The sequence below is a fragment of the Legionella navarrensis genome (assembly GCF_052527415.1).
This window is the reverse complement of sequence record NZ_JBNVZR010000002.1, coordinates 83,024-105,442: the sequence shown is the minus strand read 5'-3', so window position 1 is coordinate 105,442 and position 22,419 is coordinate 83,024. Positions and strand designations below refer to the sequence as shown.

The window sequence follows — 22,419 nt, the reverse complement described above, 5'->3', positions numbered from 1 at the left end:
ACAAAAATATATAACGTAGGATTTTCGCAACACATGCCATAACCTAAGTCTGTCTGAAATAAATAGAGCGCCGTGAATATTTTACTCAAAATGATACGCTTGCTGGTTACCTCTATTCCGTGATTTTCTCATTGAGCAGGCTTCAATGTTAGCAAAGAAACCAAATTATTTACCTATCAGTTGGTATTGATTTTCTCTACGGGTTATCTTGTTCAATTAGAGCCATTTTATGTCACATATATTAATCAACCAGGCCCGTCCCTTTTGCTCCATTATGGTAATCCGTGGGGGCAATCATAAGGCGAAGGTGCTTTTGTATTTCTAAATCACAACTCCCTGATTTCCCTGGATCAATAATTGAAAGATGACCATCACAAAGCATTGTGACGCGATCAGAATGTAACAGCTTATTATTTAACATAAATTCATCATTAACGTTAATTACAAAATGCGCTGAATTTGGAAAGTTATTTTGAAAGTCTACCCAATTATCCTGGTATGTAAGAGCCCATTCAATAAATGCAGATTTTGACACTGATATAGATTGTGAAAATACAACATTGGAACAAACAGCAGATGCAATACAACAAGTTGCAAGAATTAAATTTTTCATAAATTTTCTACCTGAAACAATATAGTTATAATGGAAATATTTGAAATAAGACAAAGTCTGTTCTTTAGTTTATTAACTTATTAGAATAACAATTGGCGAATCGAGTGTAACAAGTTTTTACATCACGTAACATACTTGAGAAAACCAATGCAACAAATAACAGATTATTTTTTAAAGTGTATGAGTGTCCAATCGCCGCGACAATATTAACAATTCAATCCCAGAGAGCCGTTCATGAATAAAAGAACGCGCTTGTTTTGCCCCATCCCACAAGGACAATTGAGTTGGTCGAACTGTATTCACAATTTATGGCAAAACAAGTAAAGAGGCTGGCAACGCCTGATCTAAAACAAAAAATGACGCCCGAATTATTAGGGCAAATAATTAAAGCAAGGCGTACACAAAGTAATTTACGTCAGGAAGACGCAGCTGCACTTTGTGGCGTGGCAAAACAAACCTACATGCAAGTAGAACATGGACATCCTAATAGCCAATTGGAAACGGTTTTAAAAATATGTACCGCTTTAGGTATAAATATATATATCCAGCCATGGCAGGAAAGTGGGGAAGTTGATAATGATTGGCAGTGAACATGTATTGGATGTTTATTTGGGTGATAACATAATTGCAGAATTATCGTTAGCTAACGATCTGTTATGGGCGATCAAATAGTGGGCTTTATGGAGTTTGAAAGTAATGGCCACATTGACTGTTTCTATTGTCACCATCAATATCAAGGCAAAGGGGTTGGCAAAGCGCTTATGAAGTATATCAAAAACATTGCAGAAGATAATGGAATATCTCGGGTTTGGGCTGAGGTCAGCATTACTGCTAAGCCATTTTTTGAGAAGCAGGGATTTGAAGTAGTTAAAAAGCAGACGGTTAACTTGCGTGGTGTTGAATTAGTGAATTTTGTTATGGAGTGCAATTCACATTAGTAACAACGTTGACCATAGAGTAATCCCCAAAATATATGAGTACGATTTAATGCTTTTCATCTAATAAATTTGCCACATCAAGGTTTTGGTACTCTTCTGTATCAAAATAATCATGTTGAGCCATCAGTTTTTTATTTTTTTCAAAATATAAAAAATGGGGAAATGGTATTCGCTCAGAAACAGAGATGACCTTGGTAATCATCATCCCAAATTGATGATACAGCTTAACAGCGCTTGTCTGGCAGCTGACGGTATATAAGGACAGCGTCTCGCATCCTTCCGATGCTCCTTTCCGTTCTGCATACTCTAATAATTTTCTTCCCAATCCCTTACCGCGAAATGCCGGCAAGACAGCAAGAAAACTAATGTGGTAGCTTTCTGTTATTTCAAAAGCAAATATATTCTGAAATAAATCGGTAATACTGGGATCAATCGAAGCATCGTATTTACTGGCAGCCATATTGGCGAGTGCTTTTTTGGTAGCGCACACGACCGTACCCAAAACTGTTTCATAGTCTTTTTTTGCTACCACGATGTGTGTAAAGGGTAAGTGAGGCCTAACAATTGCTTCCTTAATAAACTCACGATTACTTATGTTTAGTGAATTATTTTTTAAGCCAAAATCCCAATAGCCTGTGCTGGCCAGTAAGGGGACGAGTTGCTCAACATGTTTTTCTTCTGCTTCAATCAATTCATACATATTGGTTAATCTATTCATTAGTGAGTTGAGAATATGTGTTTTTAACTATTTTATTTGTATTGGTAATTTTATTCCTAAACTTGCTCCTGGTGCATCGTAAGCCAACTATTTGATTAACTATTGCGTATATGGTGCAGCAACATCTTTCCTTTTTTCATCATTTTTAGCATAATTCATGCTCTCAATGATAATAGTTGCAGCGTCAATTCGTCCTTTTAAATAAACTTCAAGTTCTGTCAGTTAATTTTCAACTGATACTGGTTAAACAGCTATTTTGGCTGAAGCAAACGATGATAAATTAATGCTAAATATAAAAGTTACTATGGTCAGATACTAAGAGCGGTTTGGCTAAAATAAGGCTGATGTTCTCTAGTGCGTGGAATTGGCTCCCCGGAACGGGCTCGAACCGCTGATCTAATGATTAACAGTTGCGGTCTTAACCATCAACCACAGTACACTACAAAAAATATCAATAATAAAATCAACTATCTATGCACAAGCCTATTACTGCCAGTTGTTATCATTTATCGCCATTATTTGTGGCGTAGTGTCACATGAGTGTCCCCCGAAATCAATTACTTTTTAGACTTCTAAAACCCGCTTTAATTTGCTGAGCTGCTCTATTTTTTTCTCTTCGGGAATTTTGTTAATGTTTTGTAACTTCCATTGAATCCCAGGAAGGTTTTCAATGCCACCTATAGATAGTAATGACCAGTCAGGATTGCCAGATTTTAATTGAATTAAAAACATTTTTTCTGTTTCAGTAAAAGAACTCAGCAGCAGTTTAGGTAAATGTGCTCGAATGCCTTTTAATTCTTCATGTGTGGTAGGAATAGAAGTCATGCCAGAAAACTCATTTTGAAAAGTGTTTTCAAATTCCTTTTGTGATGCTTCTGTTATTCTCGGTTCAAGAAGTTCATGCATAGGTCTCGAACCACAGGCAAGATAAACAATGAATGCTTGCCGAACTGCTTCATTTAACCCCTGATTTTCTAATAAGAGTTTTATATCAAACAGATCACGAGGGTGATATCTATCTAAGGCCGCGCATATTTTTCCCCCGTACAAATCAGCAACGGATAATGTTTTAATGCGCATAAATTTTAAAAACTGGTCTTGGGCTTTGTCGCATAGTTCTTTTTCTTCACAAGGAAATACAGAACCTCTGAGGACAAAATTAGGTTCAATCTTGATCATGCCATTATTGGAATAAGCCTGTAGTTTGGATATTGAGCCGTTTTTCATAGGTACGGTTTTAACTGTCACTCCTAATTGCTCGATCAGCTGTTTCATTTTCAGTAATTCAACTTCGATATTTGGAAGGAAAACATCTCGGCTCTCAATAGGTAAATAAGTCAGGTCAATATCAACACTTAATCTGGGCATATCATGGATGAATAAATTAATTGCTGTACCACCTTTTAAAGCGAAACATTTAAAATCATTAAGTACAGGTAAGACTTCGAGCAATAAAGCCACTTGATTTTTATAACCGTCTTGAAAACTCAATGCATTACTCCTTTACTTCAGGCAAAGACAGCTGATATTTAGAAAAATATTTTCCGCCTTCAGCTAATACTCGCTTACCTTTGCCCAAATCTACTTTTGTTACATCCAAACTAGAAAACCAAGGATGATTAAATTGTTCACTTAAATGTAAGAAAAGCCTTTTTACTTTGATTGAATGGCAGTCCTCTAGTAATGCTTGGATTATTTTCGGTCTTAATTGAGCTAGATTTTCTATTAAATAAGTTATCTCATTCAGTGATTGATGCTGAGGATATAAATAAAGTAGTTCAAGCGCAGCTCTTTCAGGACTGGATATTTTTAAGTTTATGCCATTGATAGGTCGTTCTACTAATCCTTGATCATTAGAAAATAATGAGGATTTGTATATCTCAAATTCTGCATTCCATGTATTAGCTAATAGCCATTTTGGTATTTTAGTAGTTGCAGGCGCAAATAGCATGATGTGCTGCATGCCTTGCATAGATACAAAATGCCCTAATCCTAATAAATGCAAGGCAGTTTTTGCTCCTACATGGATTGGAGTTGCCAGCTGTGTTTGCAGCGCATTAATCGCCCCTTCCCAAGTGATGTGATCGCCTGCTTTTTTATAAGCGTTAGTTCCGAGCTTTTCTAATAGCCCTGAGTGGACATACCACCAAGCCAGCTTGGACGATACGCCTTGCTCTTCAAGCCATGCGGCAGTCAACACTACACCTGATGGTGCTGTAACCATAAAGTGGTTTATTTTTGATCCATTATTTCTAGTCATACTAGATATTATAGCATAAAGTTAAACCCAAGTTTAATTTAACTAAAAATATTCGAGAATTCCTAGAATTTTTAAATAAAATGTAAACTTTTTATAATTGTGTGATTTAATAGGTGATATTTTATAGTCGGTGTGTTATGGCGAAGGAAAACTCACTCGTGCATTTTTATGTAGAGGAGTGAGCCATATTATTTGTAGTATAATCCGACTAATGGCATTTATGGAGGTCAATGGGCTTGAGCCCTTAGTTTCCAAGGCGGAGCTATGAGGCACTACTTTTTATTCGGCATATAGAGAAAACAGGTTAATAGGTATCGATATGTCAAATAGGTACCGATTATAAAAAAATATATTCCTAATACCCATAAGCCAATCAGAGGATCTAACAATCCGCCCACAAAAATAAGTCCAGCTACGCAAACTTGAATAACTAATGCCAACAAAAACACACTTACCTTTTTCTCCATATTCAACTTGAATTCACTCCCTAATAAGAATATTGGAACACCCTTTTTTCTGAAGTATTAAAAAACATAATAAATAATACCCAGGACTAATAGTGCTGATAAAGATACACATGTTCCCATACGAATTTGTTGTACGTTCATTTCAGTGAACGTAAAGTTCATACCTTTTAAAGCAGAAATAATTAATTTAAACGGGCCTCGTGAAAAAAAATTAATAAAAGGATAAATAAGAAAAGCAATAACTACTGAGTGAAGCTCATTTATATTTTCGCCTAAGTCTCTTATAAAATCAGATAGCGCGTTTTGTTGTAGAGGGTGATTCAGATACGTTTCAGAGGCACACAAAAACATATAAGCTAAAGTTAGAAAAGCATATAGCATCATTATGGTAACAATGTAATAAGCGCCTTTAGATAAAAAAATTCTATCATTAATCTGCTCGGACAATGTTTTTTTAGTTGAGATTGCTAAGTTGGCTTCAGATTTAATATGTAAGGTATGCAAAAATTCTTTTGAAAGCTCTTTGCCAGGATAAACTCTATCGAGCCATTTGGAAAAAATTACACTAATAACACTTGCTAAAATATTTTGAAAAAACGCGGACATACAACAATGTTTCCTTACAATTGAACGCGGTAGTTTATTCCATTTTTCTACATTGTTTCTACATGAAACTTTTACATTTCATGAGAATAACCGTAACTACTTGATTTTATTGGCTCCCCGGAACGGGCTCGAACCGCTGACCTAATGATTAACAGTCATCCGCTCTACCGACTGAGCTACCGGGGAATGAGCGGGAATTGTAAATGCATTCTTTATCGTGGTCAATAGCGTTGGCGTAATTTTTTTATTAATGCAGCAAAAGTCTGGAAACGATTTGATTTTTGCCGTTTTCCTTGGCCTGGTACAGGGCCTGGTCGGCGGTGGATATGATGCTTTCCGGGGCGGATGTGTAGTTGGATAATATGGATACGACGCTCATGCTGAGCGTTACGTTTTCGTGTTGGTTGTTTCTGGAGAACTGGTTTTGTATGTAGGAGCACATGGAGATGGAGTCTTCCGGGCTCATGTTGGAGAGAATGGCAGCAAATTCGTCGCCGCCGAGGCGGAAGATGATGTCGTTGGAGCGGCGTATCGACAGCTTAAGCGAATCAGCAACGTAAACAAGGAAGTCGTCGCCGCAGGGGTGGCCGAAGGTGTCGTTGATGTATTTGAAGTTATCCACGTCAATTAAAATCAGACTCAGGCTATGGCTGTTGCGTTTGGCTCTGGAGATTTCATTTTTCAGCATGCTGTCAAAATAGCGGCGGTTAAACAGGCCGGTCAGTGAGTCGGTGATGGACATGATTTTGATTTCCTCCACCGAGTGCTCCAGCTTCTGGTTGGTCACCTTCAGTTCATTGATAAGGCGATCTTTTTCCTCACTAAGCTCAAAGGTCTTGTGTAAAAGACTGGAATTTATTCTGGCTGTGATCATCAGCATGATAACAAACAGCAGATACATGATCGCCATCAAGGTGCGTTCAAACTCCAGTGGATAGAAATTGTAGGCAATGATAGGTAAAAACATGGGGAGCAGGTACGTATAATAGGCTGGCAGATAGACCGACAACGACGCAATGGCGCCAGCAGACATGCCCCCCAGAACCAGTATGATAATGGCTTCATGCATGCCGGGGACCTGGGATATGAAAATAAAGTAGCAGATGCTCCATATAAGCCCGGTACAGCCTGTTAAAAATAAAAAGACTCCCAGCTGACTCCTCGTTTTTGATTTATCGTATCCACGGCGAATAACGTGTTGGCTGTATCCCCAGCGGATGAGCGTTATTGCGGCCACGGCCGACAGCCAGGCCATCACCAGGCCCGGAGCAACCTGGTTATATATCATGCTCGCACTCATAAAAACGGCGAGAATGACATTAAACGGTATCGATTTCAGCGAGCTTTCAAACAGCAGTGTCACACTTTCATCGTGTATCTGGGGCGTCAATGGTTTCATAGATTCCGCCATGAATTTCCGTTTCTTAGCGGTAAGTATAGTAGTAAATTGCTGGAATGGGTATAAACGTGCCACAGCGCAGAGTCTGTGGCACGGGGGAGAATTTACTGGCAGAAACGCTGCAGTCTGTCCATCGCGTCGCGCAGGATGTCCATGCTGGTGGCAAATGAAAAACGAATGCATCCTTCGTTGCCGAATGCAGAGCCCGGAACCAGCGCAATGCCGACCTGATCCAGCAGTTTGTCCGCAAATTCCACGTCATTGGCATAGCCGCGAGCTTCGATAATACGCTGCACACTTGGGAAAATGTAGAATGTTCCATCGGCAGGTATGACATCAATGCCAGGAATGGCTGTTAAGCGTTCAACCAGAAAATCATGGCGTTGACGGAATGCTGCCACCATTTCCTTCACACTTTCCTCGCCACCGTTTAAGGCCGCTACTGCTGCGCGCTGGGCGATGGAGCAGGGGTTGGAGGTGGATTGCGACTGCACGGTTTTCATCGCGTTAATCAGAGGAGCGGGGCCGCCTGCGTAACCAATTCTCCAGCCGGTCATGGCATAGGCTTTGGAGACACCGTTTAAAACGATGGTGCGGTCATACAGCTCGGGGCAGGCGTTCAGAATATTGGCGAACGGATGCGTCCAGACGATGTGTTCGTACATGTCGTCGGTGGCAATCAGCACTCTGGGATGTTTTTTGAGAACTTCGCCCAGGGCTTTCAGCTCATCCAGCGTGTACGCAACACCCGATGGATTAGATGGGCTGTTGATGAAGAGCAGTTTGGTTTTGGGCGTGATGGCTTTTTCCAGCTGTTCGGCGCTGATTTTGTAACGGGTGGCCGGTGTTGATGGCATAATGACCGGGGTACCGCCAGCGAGTAATACGATATCGGGATAGGAAACCCAGTAAGGCGCTGGAATCAGTACTTCGTCGCCTTCTTCGATAAACGCCTGGCAAAGGTTGAAAATGCTTTGCTTTCCGCCCACGGAGACCAGGATTTGATTCATTTGATAATCAAGTCCATTATCGCGCTTAAATTTGCTGCGAATGGCCTGTTTCAGTTCGGGAATGCCGTCTACGGCCGTGTATTTGGTGAATCCGGCGTTGATGGCGGCAATGGCAGCGTCTTTGATGTGTCGGGGAGTGTCAAAGTCGGGCTCGCCCGTACCCAGGTTGATGATGTCCAGGCCATCGGCTTTCATTTGAGCTGCTTTGGCGGCCACGGCAAGCGTGGGGGAGGGTTTGACCAGTTGAACGCGTTCGGCCAGTGTTATACTCATTAGGACTCCTTGTTAAAGGTAAATTGTATGAAAAACGTATTTAAACTTAATGCTGATTACCAACCTGCCGGTGATCAGCCTGCTGCCATAGCGTCCCTGATTGATGGCCTCGAATCCGGCCTGGCCCGTCAAATCCTGCTGGGCGTTACCGGTTCGGGGAAAACGTATACCATTGCCCAGGTTATTCAGGCAATGAAAAAACCAACGCTGGTCATGGCACCCAATAAAACACTGGCTGCACAGCTGTATGGCGAATTCAAGGCGTATTTTCCCGAAAACGCAGTAGAATATTTCGTTTCCTACTACGATTATTATCAGCCCGAGGCTTATGTTCCGTCATCTGATATGTTCATCGAAAAAGACGCGTCGATTAATGAACACATTGAGCAGATGCGATTATCAGCGACAAAAGCACTGATAGAACGCAAGGATGCCATCATTGTGGCAACCGTATCTGCTATTTATGGGCTTGGCGACCCTGATTCCTACCTGCGTATGGTATTACATCTATCCCGTGGAGAACAATGCGACCAGCGTAAAATTTTAGCACGCCTTGCCGAGATGCAGTACACTCGCAACACGCAGTTTCTGGAGCGTGGTCAGTTTCGAGTGCACGGAGATGTGATTGATGTCTTTCCGGCCGACTCAGAAAAAGAAGCCATTCGTGTGGAGCTGTTTGATGACTGTGTCGATAACATTGCCCGCTTTGATCCGTTGACGGGTGAAATTCTGCAGCGCATGCCGCGCATCACCATTTTTCCCAAAACCCATTACGTAACACCGCGTGATCGTCTGCTGGAAACCATTGAGCTTATCAAGGAAGAATTGAGGGTACGGGTTGAGGAGTTCACCGCACAGAACAAACTGGTAGAAGCGCAGCGTTTGCATCAACGCACCTGTTTTGATATCGAAATGATGCTGGAGCTGGGCTATTGCTCGGGCATTGAAAATTATTCGCGTTATTTGTCTGGGCGCGGCCCGGGTGAGTCGCCACCAACTCTGTTTGACTATCTGCCACCAGACGCCCTGTTGATTATCGATGAGTCACACGTCACCGTGCCACAGATTGGCGGCATGTACCGCGGCGACCGGGCGCGCAAGGAAACGCTGGTTAACTATGGTTTTCGCCTGCCATCGGCGCTGGATAACCGTCCCCTGCGTTTCGAGGAGTTTGATGAGCGCTCACCGCAGACCATCTACGTATCGGCAACGCCTGGGCCTTTTGAAAAGGATCATGCGGACAACATAGCTGAGCAGGTGGTCAGACCCACGGGTCTTGTTGATCCACAGGTAACAATCCGCCCCGTCAGCAACCAGGTCGATGACGTGATGTCAGAAGTCAATCGCGTAGCAGCTCAGGGTGAACGGGTGCTGATTACCACGCTGACTAAGCGAATGGCGGAAGACTTAACCGAGTATCTTCGTGAGCACGGTGTGAAAGTCCGCTATCTGCACGCTGATATTGATACAGTCGAGCGAATGGAAATTATCCGTGATCTGCGTCTGGGCGAATTTGATGTGTTGGTGGGTATTAACCTGCTGCGTGAAGGTCTGGACATGCCGGAGGTTTCCTTAGTGGCGATTCTCGATGCGGATAAAGAAGGATTTCTCCGTTCTGACCGCTCGCTGATTCAGACCATTGGCCGCGCGGCGCGTAATGTCAATGGCCGGGCCATTCTCTATGCCGATAAAATAACCGGCTCTATGCAGCGTGCTCTCGATGAGACCGACAGACGCCGCCAGAAGCAAATCGCGTTTAACGAAGCACATGGGATTACGCCCAAGGGTATTAACAAAGCCGTGAGTGATGTGATGGAGGGCGCGTATTCTACCCGTCGTAAATCACGTGCTGCAGAGCCGGAGGCCGAGTACGCACATTTCACGCCACAGCAACTGGCCAGACAAATCAAGCTGCTTGAAAAGCAGATGCATAGCCATGCACAGAGTATGGAGTTTGAAATGGCGGCTAAGATACGGGATGAGATACTGGCACTGCGGAAGCAGTTTGCGACATAAAATCCCCCGGCAGTCCGGATTTTGAACCCAGGGGTTCAAGTGGGAAGCGGTTGCAGCCGTTCAGGCGTCCCACTCAGGGTGGGCTTGCACAACACGGGCTTTCAGGATGCTCCCCAGAGTGTAAGTATTGGTTCACAAATCACTCGCTGCCGGGTTAGTCTGATTATAGCACTGCTTCTTCCCTGATCACTATGTTAAAACGCGATTTACGCAAATTTTTCGTTAACGGTGATGGTCAATCCGTTTGTGGATCAAATGCTGCATCGCCATTAACCACCTGATTGATTTTATTTTCCAGCGAGCTGATGAATTCTGTTACCTGATGCCGTTGCGCGGCCTGTTTTTTCTCGCAGGTGACCAGTTCATGGCTGATGTAGAGCGCTGCCAGCAGCATGTTTTCGAATTCACTCAGCTGCCTGTACTTCGTTTTGTTCACCTGTAACTGCGCTTCCAGTTTGGTCGCGGCCAATTGCAGATTATCGGACTCATTCTCCGGACACTTGACGGTGTAGGTCTTATTCAGCAGTTTGACCGTGCAGGGCGTGGACGTCGTCATGGTAGTTTCCTGGGTTAGAGGCTCTATTTGTATAAATAGTATCAATTTTGGTTTGTTTCGGCAATTCGGTTATGATAGTCGTACCTGAGAGCGGGTGAATATTTTTATTAATTTTTTTGTCTGGTGAATATTACTATGTCTTATGAAAGTACGTCGGAACGGCTCCCTCCCTACCAACAGTTTGTCGCCAATATTGCCGTGCTTGACCTGCCCCAGTCAGCCAGTGAGCTGCATGGTCTGTTATGCGGGTATCTGTGCGCCGGAGAGTTTCAAAAGGGCGAACATTACCTGCGTGCCCTGATCACCAAGGACAAAAATACCGGGCTTGTTCGAACCGCGGCGTCGGCTTTATTTGAATTGTATATGCTGAGCAAGCAGCAGATCACCACCCTTGATTTTTCTTTTGCTCTGCTGCTGCCAGACGATACGGAACCCCTGGCCGAGAGAGCCAGAGCCTTCAGCGACTGGTGCGAAGGTTTTACTCAGGGCATAAGCCTGTCTGGTGTGGGCTATGAAGAGCTGGACGAAGACGAATCGCGGGATGCGCTGCAGCATTTGTTTGAATTTGCCGAGCTGGATTATGACAGCCTGGATATCGACGAAGACGATGAAAAAGCACTGATTGAAGTGAGTGAATACGCACGCATGGCCGTATTGCGCCTGAGCGATGATTTAAAAGACAATGGAAGCGAGCGTGGTATTACCGATACGGCGCACTGATAAACGACTGGCAAAAGGACCGCACAATATGATTACCCAGCAGGAATATCAACAAAGACGGCAACGACTGGCGCAGCAGCTGCCCGCAGGCAGCCTGGCGATCATCGCCGCCGCCGGCGAACAATTGCGCAATGGCGACACCCATTATCGTTTTCGCCAGTCCAGCGATTTCTACTATTTCACCGGTTTTAATGAACCGGACGCGCTGCTGTTGATTATGGCTGGTGACGAAGGCGAGAGCGTGCTGTTTAACCGTCCCCGCAATCCGGCAGAAGAGCAATGGACGGGGCGACGCCTGGGCCAGGACGGCGCCTGCCAGATGCTGGGCATGGCCGAGGCTTTCTCCATCGACGAGCTGCCTGAGCATCTGGTCGATTTCATGTCTGGAAAATCCGCGGTTTACTACGCGCTTGGCCGTAATTCCCGGCTTGATCAGCAAATGATTCTGGCGCTGAACGTATTGAAGGCTCAGGTCAGACGTGGCATCGTCGCACCGCAGGCCTTTTGCGACCTGGAGCCTGTCACCAGCGAAATGCGACTGTTTAAAAGTCCGGCAGAAATCGCGCTGATGCGTCAGGCGGCCAGCATTTCGGTGGCGGCGCACAAACGAGCCATGCGTGCCTGTCGTCATCTGCAGAATGAATATCAGCTGGAAGCCGAGTTGCTCTATGAATTTTTCCGTCAGGGCTGTCGCAGTGTCGCCTACGATCCCATCGTTGGCGCGGGTGAAAACGCGTGCATTCTCCACTACACCGAAAACAACCAGGCTCTGAAGTCAGGAGATCTGGTCTTGATTGACGCCGGTGGCGAGTTTGAAAATTACGCGGCCGATATTACCCGTACGTTCCCGGTTAACGGCCACTTCAGCACGGAACAGCGTGCGATATATGATCTGGTGCTCAAGGCGCAACAGGCCGGCATTGCGCAGGTCAGGCCGGGAGCCGCCTGGAATGTGATTCAGGAGACCATCGTTCGTATCTTGACGGAGGGGCTCTGCCATCTGGGATTGCTGCACGGCGATGTGGATGCCCTGATTGCCGATGGAGCCTATCGACCGTTCTATATGCACAATTCCGGTCACTGGCTGGGTCTTGATGTGCACGATTGCGGTGCCTACAAAAAAGAGGGCGTCTGGCGTCCGCTGGAGCCTGGCATGGTCCTGACCGTTGAGCCAGGTTTATACATCAGCGCCAATATGCCCGGTGTTGATTCACGCTGGTGGAACATTGGCGTGCGTATTGAAGACGACATACTGGTGACCGCAGATGGTCACGAAAACCTGACCGGCGCACTGCCCGTCTGCGCCGACGAGATAGAGGCCTTACTGCGTGACTGATGATCTGATTGATATTTTAATTGTGGGGGGCGGCCTGACCGGAGCCTCGCTGATGCTGGCCCTGGCGAAACACGGGTTTCGCGTGCGCCTTATCGACGCCAGGCCATTGACAGACAGGGTGCAGCCCGAATTTGATGCGCGCACTCTGGCTCTGTCGCCAGCCAGTGTCCGCATACTGGAGCGCCTGGCTCTCTGGCCCCTGCTCAAGGCCGATGCCACGCCTATTGATACGATTTATGTCTCTGAACAATACCGCCTCGGCACGGCACGACTGCAGCGCGATACTACAGAGTCGCTGGGCTATGTGCTGGAAATGCAGCATATTTCCCGTGCCCTGGTGCAGTTGCTGGATAAAGACGCGATTATGGCGCCTGCCGAATTACGTGCACTGGACGTCGATAAAGGGCAGGCCACAGTTTATCATGATGGCCATGAACAGCTCATTCAGGCGCGTTTGATCGTCGCAGCTGATGGTTCCTGGTCAACGGTTCGTCGTCTTGCCGGTCTGCGTGTGCAGACAAAAGCCTACGATCAGCAGGCCATTGTGGCTAATATTGGTCTGAATCGTCCGCATGGCAACGCGGCTTACGAGCGTTTCACCTCAAATGGCCCACTGGCCATGCTGCCCATGACCGAGCAGCGCGCTGCCTTGATTTGGGCGATGAAGCCTGAACAGGCGACTCGTCTGATGGCGCTGGATGACAAGGCCTTTCTGGCCGGGCTGCAGCTTAATTTTGGCTATCGCCTCGGCCGTTTGATCAAGGTGGGCAGGCGCAGTACCTGGCCTTTGCAGCAAATGATCATGCCGCAGCAGGTTGCCTGGCCGCTGGTCTTTGTCGGTAATGCTGCCCATACTCTGCACCCGGTAGCCGGGCAGGGCTTTAATCTCGGTTTGCGCGACGTGGCCATGCTGGCGCAGTTTTTAGTTGAACAGGGACTGAGTGCGGAAACGCTGACGAATTATCAGGCCGCCAGACATTATGATCAAAGCGCGATCATTCGTATGACAGACGGTCTGGTCACAACCTTTTCCAATTCATTGCCTGGCCTTGGCTCTCTTCGCAGTCTGGGGCTGGCGCTGGCGGATCAGTTGCCTGGTTTAAAACGCATTCTGGCCCGCCACGCGCGAGGTTTTGCCGGCGTGGTGCCGGATTTGGTCTGCGGTATGGATTTGACACCTGGGAGGCATGATGAGCAAGCCTTATGATGTATTGGTAAGCGGAGCCGGTGTGGTGGGTCTGAGCGCGGCGCTGGCCATGGCCCGGCGCGGCAATCAGGTCGCTGTTGTGGATGCGCTGGATATGACCGTCACGCCGCTGACAGAGCCGGACAGGCGTGTATACGCCATTAATCAGGCGTCGAGAGCCCTGTTTAACGAGCTGGGCGTCTGGTCTTTGATGGATGAATCACGCCTGGCACCGTATCGACACATGCACGTCTGGGATGCTGCCACAAAGGCACATATTGATTTTGACTGTCGCGAGGTTGCCCGTGCTGATCTGGGTGTGATTGTGGAAGAGGGCGTGATCCGGCAGGCTCTGTTGAAGGCCTTAGGCGAACTGGATAATGTCAGCTGTTTCCCCCGGCAGTCTGTCAGCCAGATTGATGAGCATGCCGATGGTGTCCGCGTAAGCAGTGTCGATCAAAGCTGGGAGGCTGGCCTTTTGATCATCGCGGAAGGTGCTCAGTCACCCAGCCGGCAGCTACTGAAGGTAGCTCTGACCTCCTGGCCTTATCATCAAAACGCACTGGTAGCGACCATTCGCACCGGGAAACCACATGAGCAGACCGCGTATCAGATTTTTAATGCCGATGGCCCGCTGGCTTTTCTGCCCCTGGCGGATGAGCATCTGTGTTCCATCGTGTGGTCGACCACCGCCAAACGTGCCGATTTACTGAGTCAGATGGACGAAGCGGCTTTTAATCAGGCCCTTGGTGAAGCATTTCAGCACCGTCTGGGTGAGCTCAGTCTGAGCAGTGCAAGGCATCAGTTCCCTCTTTTTATGCGCCATGCGCAGCAGTATGTGGGTAAAAACTGGCTGTTGATGGGGGATGCGGCGCATACCATTCATCCGCTGGCGGGGCTGGGTCTGAACATTGGTCTGGCTGATTTGCGTGACTGGCTGCACTGCCTCGATACTCAAGCCAGGCGCTCAAGGGCATTGTCAGTCTGGCAGCGGCAGCGCAAAGTGGCGGTCTGGCAAAGCATTGCCTTGATGGGCGGGCTGAAAACCCTGTTTGCCAACCCCTTTCCCCCCGTCGCGGCCCTGCGCGGTTTAGGATTAAGCTGGTGCAATCGCATGACACCCCTGAAACGCCTGTTCATTGAGCACGCAGCCTCGTAGGCCGGGCCCTGGCCCAACAGGGGATTACACTGGTCCATCGTTGTTGGGCCGAGGCCCAACCTACGCTTAAAACCCACATACGCCCGGATTAAATTCCAATTTGGCGTCTTTGTTGTTTTTGGAATACACATTGGCTGCCAGTACCAGACCCGTTGCCAGAAAAAACAGGGCGAGGCTCGCGAAAACCAGCGCAGCCGGTAACGGAGCCACAAAAAATAAGGGAAGGGCTACCATAGCGCATACCAGACCGGTAGCCAGACAGTATTTAGCCTGTATATATGGATTGGCCGGGCGTCCGAAAAAAACGCTGCGATTCGATTGCCCATAATGCGCTGCGCCTGTATACGCCTGCGATTGAAAATCGTTTTTTTTCGATGACATGCTTACCTTTCCTACTATGAATGTAAAAGTTGAAATATACACCATTTGAGGTAAAAATTAAACATTTCGCAGGTATATTCCCTGCTGATGTATAGAATCAGCCCATTCTCGGTACGGAACAAAAACTCCGGGCTGTCATTACCGCGGCTTCCTTCACCCTAAACCCAGCGAGAGGGGAGCCGCTTCGTGCTCAGGCTGACAGGCCTCTCCGGGATTTTCATCACGCAGGATGTCGGCGAACGTGACCCTCTTTTTTACTGAGATGGGCGCTTCTGGTAAAAGATTCTGCCACGGCTTCCCGACGCTAACGCTTCTGGCCGTCATATTAGAACGATTTTTTTCATCCAGAAAACGATGCTGATCCCGCTTGTGAAGTTTGCTGAACACAGCCAGAAAGCTATGAATGTCTTCGTCAGACAGTTGCCGGCTGCAAAAAAAAGACAGCAGCAGGTTGCTGCCGCTTTCCGGCGATTCCAGGATAAAAAGGTTTCTAATCAGTTGTAAATCGGCCGGCTGGCTTTCGATGAGATAGCGGATCACGTTTGCCAGATTCAGCTCAATGTGAGGTGTTTTATGCGCATTCCACTGGCTGAAATACGCTTCATTCGTAAACAGAAACGCTTCTGTTATCTGGAACTGCTCCCAAAAGCCAGGACTGGTTCGAAAAAGCGACACAAGTTTTTTGTAAGGGCTGCTGGCAGGGGCCGCGAACAGTGCCTGATACACACCGCTTTGGAACAGGATATCCGCAATGCCTGTGTCTGAGCTGGTGGCGGCACGGGAATCATGGTTTTCTTCGAGCAGACAGGCTGCCATGGCCTTGATTTTCGTGCGGGGCGTCATGGAGCAGAACAGGCTGGTAATCAGAGCATGTTCATCACAAATTTCACGTAAAAATAAAAACGCTTCAGGATGACTGCTCGTTTCCAGGTAGTTAAGGAAGGCCTCGTGCAGCCTGCGGTCAGCCAGTACCGTTCTTAAATTATCCTCAAGCTCAGTGGAGAAAACAGTTGGATGAAACTGCTGCTGGAACAGCTCATGAAGTACGCCTGGCGCCAGTATCGTCAGGACGTCAGGCAATATCTTTTGCAATCGATCCAACATGCTTATGCTTCGGCAGCATTCTGCCGGTATAAGAGTGTTGCGCACGTCGTCAAGCGCTGTTTCCCACGCGTTCTTAATGCCTTCAATCTGAATAATCTGTCCGCTGGACCAGCTCAGCGTCGGGTCATTAATGGCACGCATGACCCTGTGTAGAATAACTACTCGTTGCGCTGGATGCATGGTGGACATGCCAGACAGGATCAGATCAACGGCATCAGGGTTATGATGCTCAAAGTAGCCCGCTCGCTGATATGCTGCAAAGCGCCCACCGAGAGCATAAATATCCAGCGCTTCGCCCAGTGCAACAAGATATATTTCGTCCGGATTGTTTTTCATTGTCCTGATAAACGTGGCGATGACGTCGTTTGGTGCGCGATAGGCAATGGACTGAAGCAGCAGTTTTCCCAGAATGGTTTTCAGCTCATTGGGTGAGCGCTGATCGGGATCAGCAGATTCCTTATAGCCCGTCCATGGGTTTTCCCGATCGTCTGGTGGTGTCCAGTCAGACACGATATACCAAAGCCGGTTCAGCAGACTCTCGGTTCTCGGTTCGAGATCGTAAAAGATCGCGCTTAATGCACACTGATTCTCGCGCAGGGAGGGATCGGCATCAGAGGCGCTGCCATCAGACCAGGCGGAGCAGTGTATCCTCCTCATCAGTTCATCAAGTGGCATCATGGATCTCCTGGCGTCCAGCGTATCCAGGGAATGATACCCGGGCATGACTTCCAAAACACTGCGTTCCATGGCCAGTCGTAGATTCTCTATCTGGAACGGATGGTATTTATGCAGTTTGGCCGGGGTGGCAAACATATTCTCCCAGAGCCAATCCGACCAGGGCATATTCTCTTTGAACAGAAGGAGTTCATTGGCAAACAGTTGTCTTGCTTCGGTGTAGGTTGGCATAAAGAATGGTCCTGTTGATTTTCAAAATTTGTCCATGATATCAAAAAAAACATCAACCATAACAGATAGAAAAGTACCCGCAAGGGCATATTTTAATTCATGTTTGGAAAAATAACCTAAGTCCAGGTAGAATATCAGACTTAAATGTGGTTTAATTTTAAACATTCGTTAGGTCGTGTTGAGGATTTGTGTCATTGTTGAACGTCAAGCGGCAAATAATACCCGTCATGCTACTCTTCCTCGGCACCGGATTTTCTTCCTCCCTGTCGGCTGCAGACGATGCCGCGACCCGTCTGCAGGAAGCCATTGACCGTCCGGAATACATGCTCAAACACTGGATTGATCTGCCCACCTCACCGCAGGCAAAAAACAAAAGCGTACGTCATCTCAGTTTACGCGAAGCCATTCTGCTGGCGTTACGCTACAACCCCAATATTCAGAATGCCGAACTGGACCGCATTGTTCAGCGCTACCAGCTGCGTCTGGCGCATAATGAATTTGAGCTGCAATATGCCCTGGCCGGAACCGGTACGGTGCAGCAGTCCCGTTTCAGCGATGTTGGCACCTCCAGTAATAAGGCCTTTGTCGCTTCGCCCGAAGTAAATCTGAAAACAAGGCTTGGAACGCAGATTGGCCTGAATGTTGATAACAATGTCTCTGCATACAACAACTATACCCCCATGATAACCGCCTCCCTGACCCAGCCTCTGCTGCGGGGTTTTGGTAAAAAAGCCAATGAGGCCGGCCTGCTCAACGCCGAGGACAGCGAGCGCCTGAATAAGGTGATGCTGAAACAGACGGTTATAGATCAAATCACTCAGGTCATCTCCGCATATCGGGCCTTGATTCTGAGTGGAAACAACCAGGAAAATCAGCAGCGTCAGCTGGAGGATGCCAAAAAAACCTATGATATCAACGAGAAAAAAATCGCAGCCGGGCAGCTGGAACCCACCGCCAATATTCAGCAGTCCTATCAAATCGAATCCCTGAGCCTGATGGTCGAACAGGCCAACAATGAATTCAACACGGCGGCTCAAAATCTGCTGCAGGCGATAGGGCTCGATCCTGCCATGCGCCTCGCCGTTCCGAGTGACGTGACTGTCAGCAAGGCCGTGGTGCCTGATTTGAAACGAAGCATCGATATCGCTTTGTCACATAACAGTCAGTACCTGGCACAGCAGACCCTGATGCGCGCCGATCAGCGCGCCTACGATGTGGCACGCAATCAGCAGCTCTGGCAGCTCGATGCCGGTGCCAGTGTGCAGGCTGGTCTTGCCAGTAACGTGGACGGCAATTCAGGGCGTCTGGGAATTTATAACGGCCGCAACGTAACTGAATCGGCCAGCCTGACCTTCACTGTTCCCATTAACGACGTCAGTCGTCGCAGTCAGGTTATCAATGCCCGGGTCAAACTGGAACAGGACAGGCTGAGCCTGATCGCACTTCGCCGCGCTATCGTCACCCAGGTGACCAACAGCGTGAACAGCATTCAAAGTCAGGCCAGGCGCTATCAACTGGCCGAAAAACAGGTTAAGCTGGCGACGCAGTCTTATGAGCTGGAAAAGAAAAAGCTGCAGGCCGGCATCAGCAGCGCGCTGGATTTAAACAACACGCAAAACCAGCTGATTCAGGCCCAGGCGGGGTTGATCGGTGCCAAAATAGCCTGGCTGAACGAATTATCTGCTTTACAGCAGTTTCTGGGTACCACCCTGGACGAATGGCAAATCAAACTCAGGTACGGTTCATGAACATAATCCGAATGATCATCCTCGCGCTGCTTGTCACGCAGTTGAGTGCCTGCGGCGAAACCCCAAAATCGGGCAGACCGGGGGCGCATACCTACGTCAGCAGGAAGGAGGCGGTGGACAAAACCCTGTATTTTACCGGTACCATCCAGCCCTTGCATGCCAGCTCCGTCAGTGTGCCTATGGATGCGGTGGTTGAAAGCATGGATATTCACTACGGTCAGCCGCTGAAAAAAGGGGACGTGATAGCGGTGCTCCGCTCCACAGAACTGCAGCGACAATACAACGAAACCCTGACCGACTACCTTAAAGCCAAAGACAGTTTTGCCGTGGCGCGTGCCAAATTTACCGGAACGAAAAACCTCTGGGATGCCGGATTGCTGTCAAAAAATAATTACCTCAGTGAAAAGTCCAGCCTCGATACCGCCCGCGTGACCCTGATGCAGTCCACACGAAAACTGAGTGAAATGCTCGAAAAAATGGACGACAGCGATGCGCGCGATTTGTCGCAGCTCAGTCTGGCGGAGTTTGACAAAGTGCGTCAGGCCCTGTCCGGTAAACATGACCGCATCTTCCTGAAAGCCCCGGCAGACGGGGTACTGCTGTATCCTCCCAAATCCGGTGAGGACAAGGGTGAGCGCCTGTCGGTTGGCTCAAGCGTCAAGGCCGGTCAGGTTTTTGCTCTCGTTGGCGATTTGACTGGGGTAAGCATCGAAATTGATGTGCCTGAAATTGATATCGATAAAATCCGGGCTGGTCTGAAAGCCAGTGTCACCGGCGTTGCCATGAGGCATGAGGTATTGCAGGGCGAGCTGGTGGCGATTAACGCTCAGGCATCTGCCGGTAACGGCAGTGCCTTACCCTCGTTCAGCGCGGTAGTTGAAATCAGGCATTTGACCAAAAGCCAGCAGGCCTGGGTGAAAGTGGGCATGAGCGCTGCCGTGGCCCTGATGGTGGCAGATGATCAGCATTTATTTATTCCCATCGCAGCGGTTCGTCAGCAAAGCGGCGACAGCATGGTCACTGTGCGTGAGCCGGATGGTAAACTGGTTGACCGGCGTATATCCACCGGTGCCGCTCAGGCAGACAAGGTGATCGTGGAAACGGGGCTGCGCGAGGGCGACGTGGTGGTTTATGACGAATAAGCCATTGATTCAGATTGATAACCTGGTGAAATCCTATGCTCTTGAAGGAGTCAGTACCCAGGTTCTGAAGCAGGTTTCGCTGTCTATAATGGCCGGCGAGCTGGTGGCGATAGTCGGCGCATCCGGTTCAGGGAAATCGACCCTGATGAACGTGATTGGCCTGCTGGACAGCGGCGATTCAGGCCGGTACTGGCTAAAACAGCGCGATGTATCGTCGCTTGATCAGGATGATTTGGCACGCCTGCGTAATCAGTACATCGGCTTTGTTTTTCAGCAGTTTCATTTGCTGCCGCGTTTTAACGCCGTCCAAAACGTGGCTCTGCCTCTGGTTTATCGCAGACTGCCGGCAGACGAAATCGAACATCGGGTGATGCAGGCCTTGTCGCGTGTCGGCATGGCTGCCTTTGCCCGTCATCGACCGACGCAGTTATCCGGTGGTCAGCAACAGCGCGTAGCCATTGCCCGTGCGCTCGTTGGCGAGCCAGACGTTATTCTGGCCGATGAGCCAACCGGCGCGCTGGACTCCCGCACTGGTGCTGATGTTCTGGATTTGTTTCTCAGGCTTAACGACGAAGGGCGGACCATTATCATGGTGACCCACGACGAGCAGGTTGCGCGTCAATGCAAACGACGCATTACGCTGTCCGATGGTCAGATCGTTACCGGGGCGGGCCAATGAATCTGTTACGTCACGCGGAACAGGCCTGGGTTAATCTCGGTGCGGCCAAATTACGCTCTTTTCTTGCTCTCCTCGGTATTCTCGTTGGTACAGCCGCCGTGGTAGCGCTCATCAGCAGTGGTCAGCTGGCTACCGAAAAAGCGCTGGAACAATTCAAGGCGCTGGGCACCGATTTACTGTCCGTATCCGCTTTTAGTCAGGGTCAGGACGCCTCCCATCGTGCCAGCATACCACTGTCGGTCTGGCGCAGCATTCCGGCACGCGTGCCCTGCGTAGCGGAAGTAGCGCCATTTACCTCCACGTATCAGACCATGAGCTTTAACGGACGTGTCCTGACCGGCTCGGTGCTGGGCGCCGATGAGTCGCTGGCACGCATTATTCACACGAAACTGGCGCGTGGGCATTTCGTTTCCTTTGTTGACTCCTTTGAGCATTTCTGCGTGATAGGCGACAGCATTGCCACCCAGATTCGCGAAGTGAGTCAGGATGATCCCATCGGCAGGCCTTTGCGCATTGGCAAAACGCTTTATACCATCATTGGCGTGTTGAAGCCGTGGAGTGAAACCGGTTTTTTCAACGAGGACATTAATCAGACTGTTATTGTGCCCGTGGCGGGTATGGCGCTGGTAACCAAAGACAGCCAGATCAACAATGCCATTCTGCTGATGAAGCCGGACAGTCCCATTGATCAGGTCATGAGTCAGGTCAAGCAGCTGGTGCAGCAAAGCGCCCCCAAACTGACCATTTACGTACGCAGTGCGAAGCAGATTATTGAGAGCATGGAAAGCCAGGGGCGTATTTTTACCCTGCTGCTGGCGGTGATTGGCAGCATTTCTCTGCTGGTTGGCGGCATTGGTATTATGAACGTGATGCTGGTATCCGTGAGTGAGCGCAAAAAGGAGATCGGCATACGTAAGGCGGTCGGAGCCAGCAATCAGGATATTCAGGCCTTATTTCTGGTGGAGTCGGTGATGCTCTCGCTGGTTGGTGGTGTCTCGGGCGTGCTGCTCGGCCTGTTGTTTACCTGGGGCCTGGCCTGGTTCAGTCACTGGACCTTTCACGTCTACTGGATGCCGCCACTGGCTGGCTTCCTGGTGTCTATGATGACCGGGATCTTTTTTGGTTATTATCCAGCCAGGCGCGCGGCCAGGCTGGAACCTATCGTGTCTTTGCGCAGCGCCTGAAAACCAGCATTCGGAATG

At 48.4% G+C, this 22,419-nt stretch carries 21 protein-coding genes, 1 tRNA gene and 1 other RNA gene; 11 read left to right on the top strand and 12 right to left on the bottom strand.

The annotated features are described in order from the left end of the window. Positions 1-241 precede the first annotated feature (241 nt). Positions 242-613 (bottom strand): hypothetical protein, encoded by a 372-nt coding sequence (locus ACQUTA_RS02140; RefSeq protein ID WP_444986545.1) that lies wholly within the window; start codon positions 611-613, stop codon positions 242-244. A 284-nt stretch (positions 614-897) separates the two neighbouring features. Here ACQUTA_RS02140 and ACQUTA_RS02135 point away from each other — a divergent pair, with 284 nt between their 5' ends. Both ACQUTA_RS02135 and ACQUTA_RS02130 read left to right on the top strand, forming a co-directional pair. Continuing rightward, on the top strand, positions 898-1,203 hold the full coding sequence (locus ACQUTA_RS02135; RefSeq protein ID WP_444986544.1) for a helix-turn-helix domain-containing protein: 306 nt from the start codon (positions 898-900) through the stop codon (positions 1,201-1,203). Between the two features lie 66 nt (positions 1,204-1,269). Continuing rightward, a complete protein-coding gene (locus tag ACQUTA_RS02130; RefSeq protein WP_444986543.1) occupies positions 1,270-1,551 on the top strand; it encodes a GNAT family N-acetyltransferase in 282 nt (93 codons plus the stop codon). Between the two features lie 46 nt (positions 1,552-1,597). On the opposite strand, the gene ACQUTA_RS02125 is transcribed toward ACQUTA_RS02130, so the two are convergent. From ACQUTA_RS02125 to ACQUTA_RS02095, 7 genes are all read right to left on the bottom strand, one after another. Further along, complete coding sequence (locus ACQUTA_RS02125) at positions 1,598-2,251, bottom strand: GNAT family N-acetyltransferase (protein WP_444986542.1); 654 nt, start codon at positions 2,249-2,251, stop codon at positions 1,598-1,600. Between the two features lie 582 nt (positions 2,252-2,833). Next, positions 2,834-3,760 carry a nucleotidyl transferase AbiEii/AbiGii toxin family protein gene (locus tag ACQUTA_RS02120; protein WP_444986541.1) on the bottom strand — a complete coding sequence of 309 codons (927 nt, stop codon included), beginning with the start codon at positions 3,758-3,760 and terminating at the stop codon, positions 2,834-2,836. 4 nt (positions 3,761-3,764) lie between these two features. Beyond that, positions 3,765-4,529: a type IV toxin-antitoxin system AbiEi family antitoxin domain-containing protein gene (locus tag ACQUTA_RS02115; protein ID WP_444986540.1), complete on the bottom strand. Its 765-nt coding sequence runs from the start codon at positions 4,527-4,529 to the stop codon at positions 3,765-3,767. Between the two features lie 524 nt (positions 4,530-5,053). Further along, positions 5,054-5,602 carry a hypothetical protein gene (locus ACQUTA_RS02110; protein ID WP_444986539.1) on the bottom strand — a complete coding sequence of 183 codons (549 nt, stop codon included), beginning with the start codon at positions 5,600-5,602 and terminating at the stop codon, positions 5,054-5,056. A 110-nt stretch (positions 5,603-5,712) separates the two neighbouring features. Then, a tRNA-Asn gene (locus ACQUTA_RS02105) sits at positions 5,713-5,788 on the bottom strand. Between the two features lie 61 nt (positions 5,789-5,849). After that, the gene (locus tag ACQUTA_RS02100; RefSeq protein ID WP_444986538.1) at positions 5,850-7,001 is read right to left on the bottom strand and encodes a GGDEF domain-containing protein; all 1,152 of its coding nucleotides are present in this window, start codon (positions 6,999-7,001) and stop codon (positions 5,850-5,852) included. Positions 7,002-7,105: 104 nt separating this feature from the next. Further along, a complete protein-coding gene (locus ACQUTA_RS02095; RefSeq protein ID WP_444986537.1) occupies positions 7,106-8,284 on the bottom strand; it encodes a pyridoxal phosphate-dependent aminotransferase in 1,179 nt (392 codons plus the stop codon). 27 nt (positions 8,285-8,311) lie between these two features. Between ACQUTA_RS02095 and uvrB the strand changes: the two genes are divergently transcribed. Next, the gene (gene uvrB / locus ACQUTA_RS02090; protein ID WP_444986536.1) at positions 8,312-10,300 is read left to right on the top strand and encodes an excinuclease ABC subunit UvrB; all 1,989 of its coding nucleotides are present in this window, start codon (positions 8,312-8,314) and stop codon (positions 10,298-10,300) included. Here the strand turns inward: uvrB and ssrS are convergent. Then, positions 10,300-10,459, bottom strand: a non-coding RNA gene (gene ssrS, locus ACQUTA_RS02085) — 6S RNA. The two genes, uvrB and ssrS, sit on opposite strands and share 1 nt — an antisense overlap. 76 nt (positions 10,460-10,535) lie before the next feature. After that, the gene (locus ACQUTA_RS02080; RefSeq protein ID WP_444986535.1) at positions 10,536-10,856 is read right to left on the bottom strand and encodes a cell division protein ZapA; all 321 of its coding nucleotides are present in this window, start codon (positions 10,854-10,856) and stop codon (positions 10,536-10,538) included. A 135-nt stretch (positions 10,857-10,991) separates the two neighbouring features. Here ACQUTA_RS02080 and ACQUTA_RS02075 point away from each other — a divergent pair, with 135 nt between their 5' ends. Genes ACQUTA_RS02075 through ACQUTA_RS02060 form a run of 4 tightly spaced genes read left to right on the top strand, consistent with a single transcriptional unit; the run spans position 10,992 to position 15,257 of the window. Beyond that, positions 10,992-11,576 carry a UPF0149 family protein gene (locus tag ACQUTA_RS02075; RefSeq protein WP_444986534.1) on the top strand — a complete coding sequence of 195 codons (585 nt, stop codon included), beginning with the start codon at positions 10,992-10,994 and terminating at the stop codon, positions 11,574-11,576. A 28-nt stretch (positions 11,577-11,604) separates the two neighbouring features. Then, positions 11,605-12,912, top strand: a complete 1,308-nt coding sequence (pepP, locus tag ACQUTA_RS02070) for a Xaa-Pro aminopeptidase (RefSeq protein ID WP_444986533.1) — start codon at positions 11,605-11,607, stop codon at positions 12,910-12,912. After that, positions 12,905-14,119 (top strand): 2-octaprenyl-6-methoxyphenyl hydroxylase, encoded by a 1,215-nt coding sequence (gene ubiH, locus ACQUTA_RS02065; protein WP_444986532.1) that lies wholly within the window; start codon positions 12,905-12,907, stop codon positions 14,117-14,119. Before pepP ends, ubiH begins: the two co-directional genes overlap by 8 nt. Then, the gene (locus ACQUTA_RS02060) at positions 14,103-15,257 is read left to right on the top strand and encodes an FAD-dependent monooxygenase (RefSeq protein ID WP_444986531.1); all 1,155 of its coding nucleotides are present in this window, start codon (positions 14,103-14,105) and stop codon (positions 15,255-15,257) included. Before ubiH ends, ACQUTA_RS02060 begins: the two co-directional genes overlap by 17 nt. A 66-nt stretch (positions 15,258-15,323) precedes the next feature. On the opposite strand, the gene ACQUTA_RS02055 is transcribed toward ACQUTA_RS02060, so the two are convergent. Together ACQUTA_RS02055 and ACQUTA_RS02050 are read right to left on the bottom strand one after the other, a co-directional pair. Continuing rightward, positions 15,324-15,638, bottom strand: coding sequence for a hypothetical protein (locus tag ACQUTA_RS02055; protein ID WP_444986530.1), 315 nt, complete (start codon positions 15,636-15,638; stop codon positions 15,324-15,326). 153 nt (positions 15,639-15,791) lie between these two features. Beyond that, positions 15,792-17,648, bottom strand: a complete 1,857-nt coding sequence (locus ACQUTA_RS02050; RefSeq protein ID WP_444986529.1) for a hypothetical protein — start codon at positions 17,646-17,648, stop codon at positions 15,792-15,794. 227 nt (positions 17,649-17,875) lie between these two features. Here ACQUTA_RS02050 and ACQUTA_RS02045 point away from each other — a divergent pair, with 227 nt between their 5' ends. Genes ACQUTA_RS02045 through ACQUTA_RS02030 form a run of 4 tightly spaced genes read left to right on the top strand, consistent with a single transcriptional unit; the run spans position 17,876 to position 22,401 of the window. Beyond that, complete coding sequence (locus ACQUTA_RS02045) at positions 17,876-19,396, top strand: TolC family protein (RefSeq protein WP_444986661.1); 1,521 nt, start codon at positions 17,876-17,878, stop codon at positions 19,394-19,396. Beyond that, a complete protein-coding gene (locus ACQUTA_RS02040; RefSeq protein ID WP_444986528.1) occupies positions 19,393-20,538 on the top strand; it encodes an efflux RND transporter periplasmic adaptor subunit in 1,146 nt (381 codons plus the stop codon). Before ACQUTA_RS02045 ends, ACQUTA_RS02040 begins: the two co-directional genes overlap by 4 nt. Beyond that, entirely contained in the window at positions 20,528-21,217 is a 690-nt protein-coding gene (locus tag ACQUTA_RS02035) for an ABC transporter ATP-binding protein (protein ID WP_444986527.1), read from the top strand. Before ACQUTA_RS02040 ends, ACQUTA_RS02035 begins: the two co-directional genes overlap by 11 nt. Further along, positions 21,214-22,401: an ABC transporter permease gene (locus tag ACQUTA_RS02030; protein WP_444986526.1), complete on the top strand. Its 1,188-nt coding sequence runs from the start codon at positions 21,214-21,216 to the stop codon at positions 22,399-22,401. Before ACQUTA_RS02035 ends, ACQUTA_RS02030 begins: the two co-directional genes overlap by 4 nt. Positions 22,402-22,419 lie beyond the last annotated feature (18 nt).

Coding starts and splice junctions, on each gene's coding strand:
- ACQUTA_RS02095 (WP_444986537.1), bottom strand. CDS start 8,284: ATGAGTATAACACTGGCCGAACGCGTTCAACTGGTCAAACCCTCCCCC.
- ACQUTA_RS02130 (WP_444986543.1), top strand. CDS start 1,270: ATGGGCGATCAAATAGTGGGCTTTATGGAGTTTGAAAGTAATGGCCAC.
- ACQUTA_RS02035 (WP_444986527.1), top strand. CDS start 20,528: ATGACGAATAAGCCATTGATTCAGATTGATAACCTGGTGAAATCCTAT.
- ACQUTA_RS02050 (WP_444986529.1), bottom strand. CDS start 17,648: ATGCCAACCTACACCGAAGCAAGACAACTGTTTGCCAATGAACTCCTT.
- ACQUTA_RS02060 (WP_444986531.1), top strand. CDS start 14,103: ATGAGCAAGCCTTATGATGTATTGGTAAGCGGAGCCGGTGTGGTGGGT.
- ACQUTA_RS02075 (WP_444986534.1), top strand. CDS start 10,992: ATGTCTTATGAAAGTACGTCGGAACGGCTCCCTCCCTACCAACAGTTT.
- ACQUTA_RS02110 (WP_444986539.1), bottom strand. CDS start 5,602: ATGTCCGCGTTTTTTCAAAATATTTTAGCAAGTGTTATTAGTGTAATT.
- ACQUTA_RS02030 (WP_444986526.1), top strand. CDS start 21,214: ATGAATCTGTTACGTCACGCGGAACAGGCCTGGGTTAATCTCGGTGCG.
- ACQUTA_RS02055 (WP_444986530.1), bottom strand. CDS start 15,638: ATGTCATCGAAAAAAAACGATTTTCAATCGCAGGCGTATACAGGCGCA.
- pepP (WP_444986533.1), top strand. CDS start 11,605: ATGATTACCCAGCAGGAATATCAACAAAGACGGCAACGACTGGCGCAG.
- ACQUTA_RS02125 (WP_444986542.1), bottom strand. CDS start 2,251: ATGTATGAATTGATTGAAGCAGAAGAAAAACATGTTGAGCAACTCGTC.
- ACQUTA_RS02040 (WP_444986528.1), top strand. CDS start 19,393: ATGAACATAATCCGAATGATCATCCTCGCGCTGCTTGTCACGCAGTTG.
- ACQUTA_RS02115 (WP_444986540.1), bottom strand. CDS start 4,529: ATGACTAGAAATAATGGATCAAAAATAAACCACTTTATGGTTACAGCA.
- ACQUTA_RS02140 (WP_444986545.1), bottom strand. CDS start 613: ATGAAAAATTTAATTCTTGCAACTTGTTGTATTGCATCTGCTGTTTGT.
- uvrB (WP_444986536.1), top strand. CDS start 8,312: ATGAAAAACGTATTTAAACTTAATGCTGATTACCAACCTGCCGGTGAT.
- ACQUTA_RS02045 (WP_444986661.1), top strand. CDS start 17,876: ATGCTACTCTTCCTCGGCACCGGATTTTCTTCCTCCCTGTCGGCTGCA.
- ACQUTA_RS02080 (WP_444986535.1), bottom strand. CDS start 10,856: ATGACGACGTCCACGCCCTGCACGGTCAAACTGCTGAATAAGACCTAC.
- ACQUTA_RS02100 (WP_444986538.1), bottom strand. CDS start 7,001: ATGAAACCATTGACGCCCCAGATACACGATGAAAGTGTGACACTGCTG.